The organism is Micromonospora sp. A202, from assembly GCF_006715105.1.
Lineage (GTDB): Bacteria > Actinomycetota > Actinomycetes > Mycobacteriales > Micromonosporaceae > Micromonospora > Micromonospora zamorensis.
In genome coordinates this window covers 6,155,013-6,169,489 of the sequence record NZ_VFMP01000001.1, presented here as the reverse complement: position 1 = coordinate 6,169,489, position 14,477 = coordinate 6,155,013, and the positions used below count along the sequence as shown (strand labels likewise).

14 protein-coding genes and 1 riboswitch are annotated in these 14,477 nt (G+C 71.7%); of the genes, 9 read left to right on the top strand and 5 right to left on the bottom strand.

Going from position 1 to position 14,477, the window contains the following annotated elements; all coding sequences use genetic code 11:
* Positions 1-48: 48 nt before the first annotated feature.
* Positions 49-169: riboswitch (SAM riboswitch) on the bottom strand.
* 23 nt (positions 170-192) lie between these two features.
* Positions 193-1,671 carry a PrsW family intramembrane metalloprotease gene (locus FBZ33_RS28590; RefSeq protein WP_141911407.1) on the top strand — a complete coding sequence of 493 codons (1,479 nt, stop codon included), beginning with the start codon at positions 193-195 and terminating at the stop codon, positions 1,669-1,671.
* 29 nt (positions 1,672-1,700) lie between these two features.
* Here FBZ33_RS28590 and FBZ33_RS32980 read toward each other — a convergent pair whose 3' ends face one another.
* A complete protein-coding gene (locus tag FBZ33_RS32980; RefSeq protein ID WP_172862117.1) occupies positions 1,701-1,868 on the bottom strand; it encodes a hypothetical protein in 168 nt (55 codons plus the stop codon).
* Positions 1,869-1,961: 93 nt separating this feature from the next.
* Entirely contained in the window at positions 1,962-2,300 is a 339-nt protein-coding gene (locus tag FBZ33_RS28585) for a co-chaperone GroES (protein ID WP_088950411.1), read from the bottom strand.
* A 160-nt stretch (positions 2,301-2,460) separates the two neighbouring features.
* Between FBZ33_RS28585 and FBZ33_RS28580 the strand changes: the two genes are divergently transcribed.
* The gene (locus tag FBZ33_RS28580) at positions 2,461-3,771 is read left to right on the top strand and encodes an AI-2E family transporter (RefSeq protein ID WP_255509060.1); all 1,311 of its coding nucleotides are present in this window, start codon (positions 2,461-2,463) and stop codon (positions 3,769-3,771) included.
* 44 nt (positions 3,772-3,815) lie between these two features.
* On the opposite strand, the gene FBZ33_RS28575 is transcribed toward FBZ33_RS28580, so the two are convergent.
* On the bottom strand, positions 3,816-6,020 hold the full coding sequence (locus FBZ33_RS28575; protein WP_172862116.1) for an ATP-dependent DNA helicase: 2,205 nt from the start codon (positions 6,018-6,020) through the stop codon (positions 3,816-3,818).
* Positions 6,021-6,122: 102 nt separating this feature from the next.
* Between FBZ33_RS28575 and FBZ33_RS28570 the strand changes: the two genes are divergently transcribed.
* Complete coding sequence (locus FBZ33_RS28570; RefSeq protein ID WP_088950409.1) at positions 6,123-6,629, top strand: DUF402 domain-containing protein; 507 nt, start codon at positions 6,123-6,125, stop codon at positions 6,627-6,629.
* A gap of 23 nt (positions 6,630-6,652) precedes the next feature.
* Here the strand turns inward: FBZ33_RS28570 and sigJ are convergent, their stop codons facing one another.
* Positions 6,653-7,615, bottom strand: a complete 963-nt coding sequence (gene sigJ, locus FBZ33_RS28565; protein WP_141911404.1) for an RNA polymerase sigma factor SigJ — start codon at positions 7,613-7,615, stop codon at positions 6,653-6,655.
* A 134-nt stretch (positions 7,616-7,749) separates the two neighbouring features.
* Between sigJ and FBZ33_RS28560 the strand changes: the two genes are divergently transcribed.
* From FBZ33_RS28560 to FBZ33_RS28540, 5 genes are all read left to right on the top strand, one after another.
* Complete coding sequence (locus FBZ33_RS28560; protein ID WP_141911402.1) at positions 7,750-8,691, top strand: PPK2 family polyphosphate kinase; 942 nt, start codon at positions 7,750-7,752, stop codon at positions 8,689-8,691.
* A gap of 128 nt (positions 8,692-8,819) precedes the next feature.
* On the top strand, positions 8,820-9,446 hold the full coding sequence (locus FBZ33_RS28555; protein ID WP_053655020.1) for a DUF47 domain-containing protein: 627 nt from the start codon (positions 8,820-8,822) through the stop codon (positions 9,444-9,446).
* A 4-nt stretch (positions 9,447-9,450) separates the two neighbouring features.
* Positions 9,451-10,458: an inorganic phosphate transporter gene (locus FBZ33_RS28550; protein WP_141911401.1), complete on the top strand. Its 1,008-nt coding sequence runs from the start codon at positions 9,451-9,453 to the stop codon at positions 10,456-10,458.
* A gap of 277 nt (positions 10,459-10,735) precedes the next feature.
* Positions 10,736-11,260 (top strand): SigE family RNA polymerase sigma factor, encoded by a 525-nt coding sequence (locus FBZ33_RS28545; RefSeq protein WP_141911399.1) that lies wholly within the window; start codon positions 10,736-10,738, stop codon positions 11,258-11,260.
* A gap of 347 nt (positions 11,261-11,607) precedes the next feature.
* On the top strand, positions 11,608-12,414 hold the full coding sequence (locus FBZ33_RS28540; protein ID WP_141911398.1) for a hypothetical protein: 807 nt from the start codon (positions 11,608-11,610) through the stop codon (positions 12,412-12,414).
* Positions 12,415-12,434: 20 nt separating this feature from the next.
* Here the strand turns inward: FBZ33_RS28540 and FBZ33_RS28535 are convergent, their stop codons facing one another.
* Positions 12,435-13,403, bottom strand: a complete 969-nt coding sequence (locus tag FBZ33_RS28535) for a Gfo/Idh/MocA family protein (protein WP_141911396.1) — start codon at positions 13,401-13,403, stop codon at positions 12,435-12,437.
* A 137-nt stretch (positions 13,404-13,540) separates the two neighbouring features.
* Between FBZ33_RS28535 and FBZ33_RS28530 the strand changes: the two genes are divergently transcribed.
* Positions 13,541-14,374 carry an NUDIX domain-containing protein gene (locus tag FBZ33_RS28530; protein ID WP_088950404.1) on the top strand — a complete coding sequence of 278 codons (834 nt, stop codon included), beginning with the start codon at positions 13,541-13,543 and terminating at the stop codon, positions 14,372-14,374.
* Positions 14,375-14,477 lie beyond the last annotated feature (103 nt).

The following is a 14,477-nucleotide window of genomic DNA, read 5'->3' as shown; positions in this document are numbered from 1 at the left end:
ACGCCGGAACCTCCGGGGTCAGGGACCCCGGGTGCGGCATCGGGACGGGGTCCGCGCTTGCCCAGCACACCGATCGGGCTGGGCCCGGTCATCACCCGGGGCACCCCACCGCGAACTCGACGAGGGTTGCCGGCCAGCAAGCCGGGGCTTGACGCTGGCGCTCGTGACCTGCCGGCAGCATAGCGGCTGCCGATGCGACCGGACCAGCCGGCGGCAGATCGCTACGCTGACCGCATGGCCGACACCCCGCCCGGTTCACCCCTGCCGTCGTCGCCCGCGCCAGCGGCCCCGTCCGTCGGCGAGGCACCCCGGATGCCGCTGCGCCGACTGGGCTGGCGACGGTTCCTGGCACTGGCCGGGGTGGTGCTGCTCATCGCCGCCTGCGCGGTGTTCATGGTCTTCACGCTCGGCCAGTCGCTCGGCGTGCAGGCCCTGCTGATCGGGGTGGCCGCCGCCATCCTGCCGGTGCCGGTGCTGGTCGCCTGCTTCCTCTGGCTGGACCGGTACGAACCGGAGCCGTTGAAATATCTGATCTTCTGCTTCGCCTGGGGAGCATTCGTCTCCACCGCCGCCTCGCTCACCGTGAACGACTTCGCGGCCAACCGCTTCGAGGACTGGGGTCTGCCGTCCGCGCTCACCGGGGTGCTGGTGGCGCCGTTCATCGAGGAGCTGACCAAGGCGCTCGGCCCGATCCTGCTGCTGGTGTTCCGCCGCCGCGAGTGGTCCGGGATCACCGACGGCCTGGTCTACTGCGGGCTGTCCGCGGTCGGCTTCGCCATGGTGGAGAACATCCTCTACCTGGGCGGGTTGGGCTACGCGTCCGGTGTCGACCGGTACGGCCCGGCCACCGGCATCCAGCAGGTCATCGCGATCTTCATCCTGCGGATCCTGCTGTTCGGGTTCGCCCACCCGCTCTTCACCTCGATGACCGGTGTGGGGCTGGGCATCGCGGCGCGGACGGCCGACCGGCGGGTCCGGGTGCTCGCCCCGATCGGCGGCCTGCTGCTGGCGATGATGTTGCACGGTACGTGGAACCTGCTGCCCACGCTGACCCAGGCCACCGGCCAAGCGTTGATCATGCTGTACGGCTTCCTGGGCCTGATGGTGCCGGTGTTCTTCGGGATGGTGGGGCTGGCGGTGTGGCTGCGCGCCTGGGAGGGGCGGCTCACCGAGCGGACCCTGCCGGACTACGTACGCGCCGGCTGGCTGAGCCCGCCCGAGGTGGCCGCGCTGAGCAGCCTCGGCCGGCGGCACGCTGCCCGCAGGTGGGCCCGACGCGTCGCCGGCGACGCCGGGGTGCGCGCCATGCGCGGCTACCAGTCCGCCGCCACCCGGCTGGCCCTGCTGCGTGACGGCACGCTGCGCGGCCTGGACCGCAAGCCCGCCGACCAGGACCGGAGCGCGCGAGAGGAGCGGGAGTTGCTGGACGCGATCACCGCGTACCGGTCGTTCTTCGTCGGCCGGGACCCGCAGGCCCCGACCGGGGTCTGGGACGGCAGCCGCTACCACCTGCGCTTCCCGGACGGCACGCAGCGCCCGGTGGACGCGCCGGACGAGCCGGTGGTGCCGATTCCGGTGGTGCTGGCCCCTGCCGCGCCTCCGGTGGGCTACGCCCCGTCCGGCTGGCCCGCCATGCGACCGCCCGCGCACTGGCCGCCGAATCACCCCTGACGGCCGGTGCCCCCGGCTGACGTTGCAGCTCAGGTCATCAGGGTGGTGAGGAAGTCACCGAAACCCTGGAACATCGCGATCAGCGCCGCCCCGATCGCCTTGAACATCTGTGCGGCGCCGTCCGGCCGGAAGGCCACGAAGTAGATCAGGAACGCGACGCTGCCCCAGGTCAACAACTTCTTAACGAATACCGGCATCGTCCCTCCCCAGGGCCACGGTCGCCGGATGGCTTCCCGTCGTGCGGCCGGGCAAACGGCGCGCGGCGGGGCGTGGTGGCCCGGGGAGGTGCGTCAGAGGTAGAGGCCGGTGGGGTCGTTCTCGATCCGCTCGGCGGCCACGGCGTGCACGTCCCGCTCGCGCAGCAGCACGTACCCGCGGCCGTGCAGCTCGACCTCGGAGCGGTCGTCCGGGTCGAAGAGCACCCGGTCGCCGGAGACGATGGCGCGGACGTTCGGGCCCACCCCCACGGCGGTGGCCCAGGCGAGTCGCTTGCCGACCTGGGCGGTCGCCGGGATGACGATGCCAGCGGTGGAGCGACGTTCGCCCTCGCTGCCCTCCATCCGCACCAGCACCCGGTCGTGCAGCAGGCGGATCGGCAGGCCAGCGTCGAGATCGTTGTCGACGGTCACGCCGCAGACGCTACCGTGTGGCCGACGGCCGGCCGCCGGTGGTTACGCCGGTGGTGGCGAGGGCAATGTGTGGCGGAACTGCCCTACGGTGTCGGCAACGGACGTATGCTGTCCGACCTGTCGCCGTGGGCGGGCCGATTTCTTCTGCCAGGAGGTGCGCTTGAGCCGCTTCGAGCGGGTACGCGGGCGGCTGCGCCGCGCCTACCAGTCACGACAGGAGTCGGCGCGCTCCGACGAGGGCAGCACGAGCGAGGAGTTGAGCGGCGTGTCGGACGCCGCCCGGGTGGCGTCGCCGGCCGTTCCGGGGCCGACCGCGCCGCCGAGCGCCTCGGTCTTCGGCGCGGAGCCTCCGGTGGACCTGCACAGCTCGACCTCCAGCCGGGATGACGCTGACGTCCCGCACGGGCTGCGGATCGCCGCCGCGTGGTGCTGGCGCCTGATCGTCATCGGTGTGGTGGCCTGGGCCCTGCTCCGGATCGTCGGCACGATCAAGATCGTGATCATCCCGTTGGCCATCGCTCTGCTGCTCTCCGCGCTGCTCGCGCCGGCGGTGGGCTGGCTGCTGCGGGCCCGACTGCCCCGGTCGCTGGCGACGGCGGTGGTGCTGGTCGGCGGCCTGGCCGCGGTGATCGGCACGCTGACGCTGGTGGTCAACGAGTTCATCCGCGGTGTGCCGGAGCTCAGCGAGAAGTCCTCGGAGGGCGTGCGGCAGATCCAGGACTGGCTGAAGACGGGCCCGCTGCACCTCTCCGACGGCCAGCTCGACCGCTACATCGACGAGGCGCAGGCCTGGATCAACGACAACACCTCGAAGTTCACCAGCGGCGCGCTGAGCACGGCCGCGACGCTGGCGGAGGTGCTGACCGGCACGCTGCTGGTGCTCTTCGCGACGTTCTTCTTCCTGCGCGACGGCAGCCGGATCTGGCGTTTCCTGGTCCGGCTCCTGCCCGTCGCCGCTCGGTGGAAGGTCGACGACGCGGGCCGCGCCTCGTGGCACACGCTCGGCGCCTACGTCCGCGCGACAGTGCTGGTCGCCTTCATCGACGCGGTCGGCATCGGCATCTTCCTGGTCATCTTCGACGTTCCGTTCGCCTTCCCACTGGCCGCGCTGGTCTTCCTCGGCGCGTTCATCCCGATCGTCGGCGCGGCGCTCTCCGGTGGCGTGGCGGTGCTGGTGGCGCTCGTCGACAGCGGCCCGGGTATCGCGTTGATCATCCTGGGTGCGGTGATCGGTGTGCAGCAGATCGAGGGGCACGTGCTCCAGCCGCTGATCATGGGACGGGCGGTCGCCCTGCACCCGCTCGCGGTGATCATCGGCATCGCCGCCGGTGTCGTACTCGCCGGCATCACCGGCGCGCTGGTCTCCGTGCCGCTCATCGCGGTGCTGAACACCGCGGTCCGCCGGCTCGCCGCCCGAAGGGTCCCGGACACCCCACCCGACGCCGTGGTCGTCGCCTCCCAAGCCCCCTGACCCTCCGGCGCCACAGCGGCGCGCGGGGGTGGCGCGGCGCGGGTTCAGGACTTGGCGAGGCGTTCCAGGGCGCCGCGGGCCACCTCGGGGCGGGTCGTGTACCAGAAAGGCGGCAGCGAGCGGCGCAGGAACGGCCCGTAGCCCCGGGCCGTCTCCAGTCGGGAGTCGAGCACAGCGACCACGCCCCGGTCGCCGGTCGCCCGGATCAGCCGGCCCACACCCTGAGCCAGCCGGACCGCCGCGATCGGCACGCTGACGGCGGAGAAGCCGGACCCGCCGCCGGCGTCCACAGCCGCCGCGCGGGCGGCGGCCAGCGGCTCGTCCGGACGGGGGAAGGGCAGCCGGTCGATGACGACGAGCTGACAGGCGTCACCCGGCACGTCCACCCCCTGCCACAGCGACATCACCCCGAACAGGCAGCTCGCCCGCTCCTCCCGGAACCGGCGGACCAGCAGGGGCAGGGCCTCCTCGCCCTGGAGCAGCACCGGCAGGTCGGTCCGCGCGCGCAGCAGCTCCGCCGCCTGCTGCGCGGCCCGCCGTGAGGAGAAGAGCCCGAGAGTACGACCACCGAGTGCTTCGACCAGCCCGAGCAGCTCCTCCCCGGCAGCCTCGGGCAGCCCGGAGACGCTGGGGCGGGGCAGGTGCGCGGCGACGTACAGGATGCCCTGCCGGGCGTAGTCGAACGGCGACCCGACGTCAAGTGACCGCCAACCGGGGCCCTCGGTGGCCGGTACGACGGCACTGAGGGTGACGTCTCCAGCGAGGCGACGGCCCGGCGCCTCGGCGGCCGGACGGCCCGGGCCGGTGCGGGCGGCCAGCGCGGCCGCGGCGGGAGTCGGCGGGGCAGGCGGCGGCGCGTCCAGCCCGAGGGCGCGGGCCACCGTGTCGAACCGGCCGCCCAGCGCCAGGGTCGCCGAGGTGGCGACGACTGTGCGTTCGTCGTACAGGTGGGTGGCGAGGGTGCCGGCCACCGAGAGCGGCGCGACCACCAGCGCACGACGGCTGCCGCTGTCGTTCTTCTCCACCCAGGCCACGTCGTGGTCGGCCTCTTCCAGCAGCCGCTGCGCGGTGGTGGAGAGCTCGTCCAGTGCGGCCTTGGCCTGCTGCTTGCGCACCGGGTCGGGGTCGTCGGACTTGATGTCGCCGATCGCGTCCAGGGCGGAGCGGGTCGCCGCGTCGAGCAGCGTGCACGCCTCCCGAAGGGGCGTCGGTAGCCCGGCGGTGAGTCGCCCGGCCGGCGCCTCGGCCAGCCCGACCGCGAGGGCGTCACCGGCAGCGGTGAGCGCCTCGGCGGTCTCCGGCCGCAGCAGCGTACGGGCCCGCCGGGTGGTCCGGTCGATCAGCTCCGGCACCAGCTCCGCCTGGGCCGCGGAGGAGACCCGGTCGGCCAGCTCGTGCGCCTCGTCGACGATGAGCAGCTTGTGCGGTGGCACGATGTGCCGGTCGGCGAGCATGTCGACAGCGAGCAGGCTGTGGTTGGTCACCACGATGTCGGCCTCGCGGGCACGGGCCCGGGACGCCTCGGCGAAGCACTCCTGCCCGAACGGGCACCGGGTCGCGCCGACGCACTCGCGGGCCGGCATGGACACCAGCCGCCAGGCCTGGTCGTCAACGCCTGGGTCCAGCTCGTCGCGGTCGCCGGTGGCGGTCTTCTCGGCCCAGTCACGCAGCCGCTCGATCTGCTTGCCCAGTCGGCCCGCCTCACCGAGCCACTTCGTCCCACCGCCGGGGCGGGCCGCCGGGGCGTCGAAGAGGGTGTCCTCCGGCTCCTCCTCGGTGGAGTTGTCCAGTCGGGCGAGGCAGAGGTAGTGGTGGCGACCCTTGAGCACCGCGAAGGTGGGCCGACGCCCCAGCACCGGCTCGACCGCGTCGGCCAGCCGGGGCAGGTCGTGGTCGACCAGCTGGGACTGCAACGCCAGGGTGGCGGTGGAGACCACCACCGGGCCGTCCACGGTGAGCGCCGGCGCGAGGTAGGCCAGCGACTTGCCGGTGCCGGTGCCGGCCTGCACGAGCAGATGCTCGCCGCCGGCCACGCACTCCTCGATCGCTTCGGTCATCTGCTGCTGGCCGGGGCGTTCCGCGCCGCCGGGCACCGCGCCGACCGCAGCCGCCAGCAGCTCCGTGCCGCTGGGCCGGGCACCCCGCCGGCGGCCCTTGCCGCGGGCCGACGGGGTGGCGGAACCGGTGGCGGTGCGGGGCGGAGTCACCGTGCGACGGTACCCGTCGCCGCCGACACCGGCCGCGCCCATCCGCCGCGTGGCGAGATGCCGGCACGACCGGCCGGTCCGGTCAGTGTCGTCCGGTTACCGCCGCGCTACGACGCGTGGGCAGTATCGGTTAGGGTGCGAATCATGCCGAGCGACATGGTCCGAGTGATCTACCGCAAGTACGACGGCAGCGCCCACCGCGACTACCCGGCCCGTCGGCTCACCGAGGACGATCTCGGCATCTGGCTCGGCGTGCCCGAGGGCACCGCCTCGGTCTACCACGGCCGGCCATCGGTGGAGAAGATCCCGTTCGTGCTGCTGGTGCCACATCGCGCCTGGTGGACGGCCATGTTCAACCCGCCGCCCCGCACCAGCGAGGTCTACTGCGACATCACCACCCCGGCCCACTGGGAATCCGACGACGTCGTGCACATCATCGACCTGGACCTCGACGTGGTCCGGCGTCGGGCCACCGGCCTGGTGGAACTGCTCGACGAGGACGAGTTCGCCGAGCACCGGGCCCGGTTCGGTTACCCGGACGACGTGGTGGCCGAGGCCGAAGCCGCGGCCCAGCGGCTGCTCGGGTCACTCGGCGACGGCACCGAACCGTTCGCCACCGCGTACCGCAAGTGGTTGGCCCTCGTGGTCTGAGGCCGCACCCCCGCTCGGTCGGCTCACCAGCGCGGCGGCCAGGCGTCGTCGTCGCCCAACGGCACAAGGCCGGTCAGTTTCTCCGGGTTGAGCTGGTTGTAGATCGCGGTGATCCGCCCCTGGTCCACGGCGAACGCGGTGACCAGGCGGATCGGCCGCCCGTCGCTGTGCACCGTCTCCATCTGCAGGCCGAGCGCGCCGTCGACCAGAACCGGTCGCGACCGCACGCGGTCGGCGTACCGGCCGGCACGGCCGAACAGGCCGAGCGTGAAGCGACCCACCGCCGCCGCGCCGAGCACCGGCTGCCGGGCCGCGGGGAAGTGCCCGCCGGAGTCGCCGACGAAGACCACGTCCGGCGCGAGCACCCGGAGCAGCTGGTCCAGCTCGCCGGACTCGGTGGCGGCGACGAACGCTTCGAGCACCCGGCGCTGCTCGGCCAGGTCGGCGGTGTGCCGGGGGACGTCCGACGAGGTGATCGCCCGTCGTGCGCGGGAGGCGAGCTGACGGGCGGCCACCTCGGTGGTGCCGAGCGCGTCGGCGATCCGGGCGAACGGCACCGCGAACACGTCGTGCAGCACGAGGGCGACCCGCTGCTCCGGCGCGAGCCGTTCCAGCACCACAAGCAACGCCGCGCCGACCTGGTCGGTGCGGACCGCCCGTTCCGCCGGGTCCGTCGCGTACGCGTCCGACGACGGGCCGCCCAACGCGCTCACCACGGGTTCCGGCAGCCACTGCCCGGGGTACGCCTCCCGCCGCACCCGGGCCGAGCGGAGCACGTCCAGGCAGATCCGGGCGCAGGTGGTGGTCAGCCACGCGGACAGTTCACGGATCTCGGCGCGGGCCGTCGGGTCGGCGAGCGCCCCGGCGTAGCGCAGCCAGGTCTCCTGCACCGCGTCCTCCGCCTCGCTGCGGCTGCCCAGCATCCGGTGGGCCACCACGAGCAGCCGGCCCCGCTCGGCCTCGAACTCCGTCGCCAGGTCCCGCACGACCCACCACCCTCCCGGTCGGCACCGTCCTGGCCTACATCCTCCCGTCGACCGCACGCGCTGGCAGCCCCGCCCGTCACCCGAGGGGTGGCCCTCGGCGGGCGGAAGGCCTGCGGGTGGGCGATGATCCGTGGATGAGCGCACCCCAGCAAGGGCAGATCGTGGCACCGGCCGGCGGCTCCGTGCGGGAGCTGCTGCGGGTCACCGCACCGGTGGATCTCGGCGCGATCGACCCCCGTTCCACGCCCGGCCTGCCGGAGACTGTCGGTCGCGGTGAGCGCCGTAAGGCCTGGGCGCGAGAGCAGGTGGAGCTGGTCGGCGGAGAGCTGGGCCGGCAGCAGGAGATGCTCTTCGCGATGGCCAAGACCGGGTCCGAGCAGCCCGCGCACCGGGTGCTGCTGGTGCTCCAGGCGATGGACTGCGGTGGCAAGGACGGCACGATCAAGCGGGTGGCCGGTGCGATGAACCCGCTGGGTCTGCACATCCGCTCGTTCGGGCCGCCGACCCGGCAGGAGTTGCGGCACGACTTCCTCTGGCGGATCCGGCGGGAGCTGCCGCCGCCGGGGTACGTGGGGATGTTCAACCGCTCGCACTACGAGGACGTGTTGATCGCCCGGGTCGGTGGGCTGGTGCCGGAGGCGACCTGGCGGGCCCGCTACGACGCGATCAACTCGTTCGAGCGGGAGCTGACCGAGGGCGGCATCACCGTGGTCAAGGTGATGCTGCACATCTCGTACGAGGAGCAGGGCAACCGCCTGCTGGAACGGCTCACCGACCCGCAGAAGCACTGGAAGTACAACCCCTCCGACATCGACTCCCGGGGGCACTGGGACGACTACCAGGCCGCGTACGCCGAGGCCCTCAGCCGGTGCGCGACGGACGCCGCGCCCTGGTTCGTGGTGCCGGCGGACCGCAAGTGGTACCGGGACTGGGCGGTGGCCCATCTGCTGCGTGAGACGTTCGACACGCTTGATCTGGGGTATCCGGCTGCCGATTTCGACGTGGCTCAAGAGCGGGAACGGTTGCTTGCTGGGGGACCGGGTGCGGGTGGGACGGCCGAGATGAACAGCAGGTGAACGAGCGGTGAATGACGCTTGGCCAGGGGTGGGCCGGCGAATTCGCGGTTCTGTCGGCTCCTAGCATTCACCGAGCGGACGCTCTTCGGGCGCCGCCACCCTTCCACCGACGCGACGAGGTCTGTGCTGTGAAGTTTTCCTTCCGCCCCACCGAGGGCGCCTTCTACGAGCTCTTCACCAGGGCCGCGCAGAACCTGGTCCGGGGCACCGCGCTGCTCAACGAGCTGGCCCTGCCGGGTGTCGACGTGCAGTCCGTGAGCGAGCGGCTGACCGAGGTCGAGCACGACAGCGACCAGATCACCCACGACCTGTACAAGAAGATCAACTCGACCTTCATCACGCCGTTCGACCGGGAGGACATCTACCGGCTCGGCTCGCTGCTGGACGACGTGATGGACCACCTGGAGGCCGTCGGTGACCTGCTCTACCTGTACGGGCTGACCGAGCTGCCGGCGCTGCCCCGTGAGCTGCACGAGATGGTGAACGTGCTCGACCAGCAGGCCAAGCTGACCGCCGACGCGATGCCCCGGCTGAAGTCGATGAAGGATCTTGAGGACTACTGGATCGAGTGCAACCGGCTGGAGAACGAGGGCGACCGGATCAACCGGCAGTTGCTCGTCCGCCTCTTCTCCGGCGAGTACGACGCGTTGACGGTGCTGAAGATGAAGGAGGTCGCCGACGAGTTGGAGGCCGCCTGCGACGCCTTCGAGCACGTGGCGAACACCGTCGAGACCATCGCCGTCAAGGAGTCCTGAGCCGGTGTCCCCTGAACTCATCGCCGTGCTGGCGGTGATCGCGGTGGCCCTGGCGTTCGACTACACCAACGGCTTCCACGACGCCGCCAACGCGATCGCAACAAGCGTCTCCACCCGGGCGCTGACACCCCGGATCGCCCTCGGGCTCGCCGCGGTCGGCAACTTCGTCGGCGCGCACTTCGGCGCCGGGGTGGCCAAGACCGTCGGCGACGGCCTGGTCACGCTCCCCACCGGGGTTGCCAGCCTCGGTGTGGTCTTCGCCGGTGTGCTCGGCGCCATCGCCTGGAACCTGATCACCTGGTACTTCGGTCTGCCCTCGTCGTCCTCGCACGCGCTCTTCGGGGGTCTGGTCGGCGCGACCCTGCTGTCCACCGGCGGCATCGTGCAGTGGGTCACCATCGGCGAGAAGGTCCTCCTGCCGATGGTGCTCTCACCGATCGTCGGTCTGACCCTCGGCTACGTGCTGATGCTGGCCATCCTCTGGCTGTTCCGCAAGGGGCAGCCGGGCAAGCTCAACCGTGGCTTCCGGTGGGCGCAGACCGTCTCGGCCGCCGCCATGTCCGTCGGCCACGGCATGCAGGACGCCGCGAAGACCATGGGCATCGTGGTTCTCGCCCTCTACACGGGCGGTTTCCAGGACGACAAGACGCACATCCCCGGCTGGGTGTTCTGGACCTCGGCCACGATGCTCGCCCTGGGTACCTACGCCGGCGGTTGGCGGATCATCCGCACCCTCGGTCGTAAGATCATCGACCTGGGTCCGCCGGAGGGCTTCGCCGCCGAGACGGTCGCCAGCGCGGTGCTCTACTTCAACGCCCTGGTGCTGAAGGCCCCGATCTCGACCACCCACACCATCACCTCGGCGATCATGGGCGTGGGCGCGACCAAGCGGCTGTCCGCGGTCCGCTGGAACGTCGCCGGCAACATCGTGATCGCCTGGATCGTCACGTTCCCGGCCGCAGCGCTGATCGCCTGCGTCACCTACCTGCTGGTCCGGCCGCTCTTCGGCTGACCCGCCTATCCGATCCGCCCGGCTCGAGGGGTTCCCTTTCCTGACGTCTCACGTTGGGAAGGGAACCCCTCCCGCGTTTCGTGCCGGACGCCGACGCTCGTGCCAAGCGCCTGGAGAGGCGGCGGTCTTGTCGCCTCCCGGGCCGTCGAACGGCGCTCCGGACCGTCGTGTCACAAGGCGGACCGGAGCTGCGCTCGTCTCGGCCGGTCGAACCACTCAACCCAAATCAATCCCAGGCGCGTTTATCAGGTTGAGGGTTGTGACAGGAGGTCGTCGTGTGAGCCGTGCCGACCGCTACTCGGGTTTCCGGGAGTTCGCGGACGCCCACGGTGCCGCCCTGTCCCGGGCCGCCTACCTACTCACCGGCGATCACCAAGCGGCCGAGGACCTGCTGCAGGAGGCGCTCGCTCGTACCGCGGTGCACTGGCGACGGGTGGAAGCCGGCGGGAACCCGGCCGCGTACGTCCGGAAGGCGATGCTCAATCAGTTGCGCTCCTGGCGGCGCCGCCGCACCCATGGCGAACTCCTTGGCGGAACACCTGATCGGCCCGCCCGGGGCGATGTGGCGCACGAGGTCGCCCAACGTGAACTGTTGACCGTGGCCCTGGCATCCCTGCCGCCGAGGCAGCGCGCCGTGCTGTTCCTCAGGTACTACGAGGACCTGTCCGAGGTTGAGACTGCGCGCCGACTCGGCTGTGCCGTCGGGACCGTCAAGCGGCACAGCCACGACGCGCTGGTCACTTTGCGGCGGCTCAGCCCTAGTCTGTCCAACCAGTCCACCACTGCGGAGGCGGCTCAGTGAACGACGACTTCCGTAACGTCTACCGAGAGTTGGCCGACGACGCCCGTAACTACTCCGACCCGGAGCGGGCATTGGCAGTGGGGCATCGTAGGCGGCGAACCATGCTTGCCGCTCCCGCGTTGGCGGTCGCGGTAGCCGTTGTCGCTGTTGGCACCTGGGTGACACTGCGTCCGTCCATGCCCACGGGCACGCCGGGCAACCAGGCGACCGAGGTGACGACAGCGGCCTCCACGCCGGTGCCCACGCTCAGCCCTCCACCAGCGGCACCCGCCCTGCCGCCGGGAGCGGTGGGTCGGGCCAGCTTCGCCTATGCCGGATGCCGGTCGGGTTGCCCGGGGCTTGTGGTGGTGGGCGACCGCCAGTTCATCATCCCCGGTGAGGACCGCAACCCGGGGTCGTCTGCCATGCTGCTGAGCTTGTCGCCAGACGGTCGTTGGCTCGGTTACCCAGCGGGCGACGGCTACGTGGTACGCGACCTCACCGGCACCCGGACGATGGCCTTCCCGCCGTCCGAAACCGGCCGGCGCATGGCCGCGTGGGTCTGGTCCGCAGACTCGAAGCGCCTATTGGTCGGTGACTTCCGCGAAGGTAATGACAACACGTACACGCTCGTGGACCCTGCCACCGGCAGCAGGACTCCGGCCGTGATTCCGGCCGCTCGTACCCCCCTCGCATTGACCAATGAGGGGAAGGTCGTTTCCCGTGCCCGCGACCAGCAAACCGAGCCCGTACGGGTGCTGACGCTCACGGTCTCTGCCATCGGCGGTGCGACCGGGCGAAGTGTCACCATCGACGCCTCGGCGATCCTTGCCCAGAATGAGAGTCTCTTTCCGGGGTCGGTCCTCGTGCATCCCGACGCCGACGGATATCTCCTCGGGGTGGGCACCGCCAATGGCATCTCCACCGGAGTGTTGCGGGTGGCCTCCGACGGACGTGTCGTTGAGCGCGCCATCGACCTGCCCCGCGACGCCGGCAACCGCGAGTTCTGGAACGTTCTCGGCGTCAACGGTGATGGCCTGCTGCTCAGTCGGCAGGCCAACGACACCGGGCGGCAGGCCACCACAGTGGTCGCGGTGACCGGCAAAGCCCTGCGGGACGTTGTCGCTCTGCCACACGAGTCAATCGTGGCCGTGCCGGGCGCTTCGGCACGCTGACGGCGGGGACGGGGTACCCCTCACTCGTACCGCACGCCGATCTGCTCGCGGACCGTGTCCAGCAGCGCCATCACCTCAAGGGTCGTGGAATGCGGCACCACCGGGCTCTCGGTCAGGCCGGCGGCCAGGCAGCGCTGCACCTCGATCGCCTCGTACTGGTAGCCGTTGCCGGCCCCGTCGGCGACGATCGTCTCCGGCTCGGCGCCGGCCCGGTGCACTGTCACGGAACCCGGCCGGAAGAACGGCTCCGGCAGGTCGATCCGCCCAATGGTGCCGGTGATCGAGGCGGTCTGCCCGCTCAACCCGACCATGCCGCAGCTCAGGGTCGCCAACGCTCCGGTGTCATAGCCGAACAGCATGCCGGTGTTCTCGTCCGTCCCCTCCGGGCCGAGCTGCGCCCAGGAGCGGATGTGCTGCGGCACGCCCAGCAGCAGGTGGGCCAGGCTGATCGGGTAGATCCCCAGGTCGAGCAGGGCACCCCCGCCCAGCGCCGCGTTGCGCATCCGGTGCTCCGGCGGGAACGGCCCGGCCACCCCAAAGTCGGCCCGGACGCCGGTCACCGTGCCGATCGCCCCATCCGCGATCAGCTCGACCACCCGCAGGATCATCGGATTCAGCCGCATCCACATGGCCTCCATCAGGAAGACCCCGGAGGCGCGGGCAGTGTCCACCAGCTCGGTGCTGGTGGCCAGGTCGAGGGTGAACGGCTTCTCCAACAACACCGCGCGCCCGGCGGTGAGGCAGGTCATCGCCGCCTCGTAGTGCGCGGAGTGCGGGGTCGCCACGTAGATCGCGTCGATCTCCGGGTCGGCGGCCAGCTCCACCCAGGAGCCGTACGCGCGCTTCGCGCCGTAGGTGTCGGCGAAGCGCTGCGCGCTCTCCGCGGCGCGGGAGCCGACCGCGACCAGCTCAGCGTCCGGCACCAGCCGGAGGTCTTCGGCGAAACGGCTGGCGATGTGGCCGGTGGCCAGGATGCCCCAACGAGTCATGTCGGGCACGCTAGCCCAGCCAGGTGAACCACCCGCCGCCCGGCCCGATGACCGATGTCTCGTCCGCCAAACCTCTGCCGCATCGAGGTGCCTGGCACACCAACCAGCCCCGCCGGTCGGGGAACTAGGCTCGCGGCATGACGATCGACAGCGCTGGCTTCGCAGCCCCGGCCGCACTGGTCGAGCACGCCCGCCGGTTCCAGGCCGAGGGTGGCACCCCGGCGACGCCGCGGGTCGCGGCCACCGTGTTGCTGCTGCGTCCGACCGACGCCGACTTCGAGGTGTACGTCATCCGCCGGGTCGCCGCCATGACCTTCGGCGGGATGTACGCCTTCCCCGGCGGCGGGGTGGACCGCTCCGACTCCGAGGCACACCTGGACTGGGCCGGGCCGGCACCCACTGAGTGGGCCGGGCGACTCGGGGTGACCCCGGACGCCGCCCAGGCGGTGGTCTGCGCCGCCGCTCGGGAGGTCTTCGAGGAGGCGGGCGTGCTGCTCGCCGGCCCGGACCGCGAGACCGTGGTGGGCGACGTCAGCGGCGACGACTGGGAGGCCGCCCGGCAGGACCTGGAGGGGCGCCGGCTGGGCTTCGCCGCGCTGCTCGCCGAGCGTCAACTCACCCTGCGGTCGGACCTGCTGTTGCCATGGAGCCGGTGGATCACTCCCGAGTTCGAGCCGCGCCGCTTCGACACGTACTTCTTCGTCGCCCTGCTGCCGGCGGGGCAGCGGACCCGCGACGTCTCCGGCGAGGCCGACCACACCCTGTGGATCCGGCCGGCGGACGCGCTGGCCCGGGCCCAGGCCGGGGAACTGACCATGCTGCCGCCGACCCTGGTCACGCTGGCGCAGGTTGCGGCGGCCGGCGACCTGGCCGGTGTGGCGCGAGCGGCGGCCGAACGGGACGCGGCCACCCCGGTCACCCCGCGCCTCGACCTGCCCCCGAACGGCGAACCCCGCTTCGTCCTGAGCTGACCCGCTGCCCCCGCGCGTGTCCGACGCGCACCGTCAAGATCCGCACAACTTCAGGGATACTGCTGCCTCGGACGCGCGGGAGGCAGCAGTATCCGGGTAGTTG